The organism is Corallococcus sp. CA047B, from assembly GCF_003612065.1.
Lineage (GTDB): Bacteria > Myxococcota > Myxococcia > Myxococcales > Myxococcaceae > Corallococcus > Corallococcus praedator.
This window is the reverse complement of the sequence record NZ_RAWD01000738.1, coordinates 1-416: the sequence shown is the minus strand read 5'-3', so window position 1 is coordinate 416 and position 416 is coordinate 1. Positions and strand designations below refer to the sequence as shown.

Sequence of the window (416 nt, the reverse complement as noted above, 5' to 3'; positions counted from 1 at the left end):
ATGTCCAATCATACTTCTGTCTGAAGTAACCGATAATTCCCTCAAAAGCTTTGAGGATATCAGTCTCGAAAGTGAAGTGCCGCTTTGAATATACGCCGATACAATCCGTATAAATCTGCCACGCATCTCTTCCATGAGCAACAGAAAGCAGCTCTCCCCACGAAAAGAAAGAATCTCTCGTGAACTCCACAACATCGCTCTGATGACAAGCATCCTCACCCTTCTCCCCGCTCAAACACTTGTAGAATACCTCATGTTCGGTAAAAACCAGCTGCCTACTCGATAACACTTTCTCCTGATACGTCCACCCCCTCGTCTCCCAAACCTCCTCCCCAATAGCATGCGAAACCAGTCTCGGCGTCCTCATCCCGATATTCACACCACCAACATCCAAAACACCTGGGACATTCCTCATT

General features: G+C 47.4%; 1 protein-coding gene. It reads right to left on the bottom strand.

What is annotated here, in order from left to right:
* Positions 1-416 (bottom strand): hypothetical protein (locus tag D7X74_RS43535; RefSeq protein WP_158622385.1); only part of this gene is annotated, 416 nt, incomplete at both ends.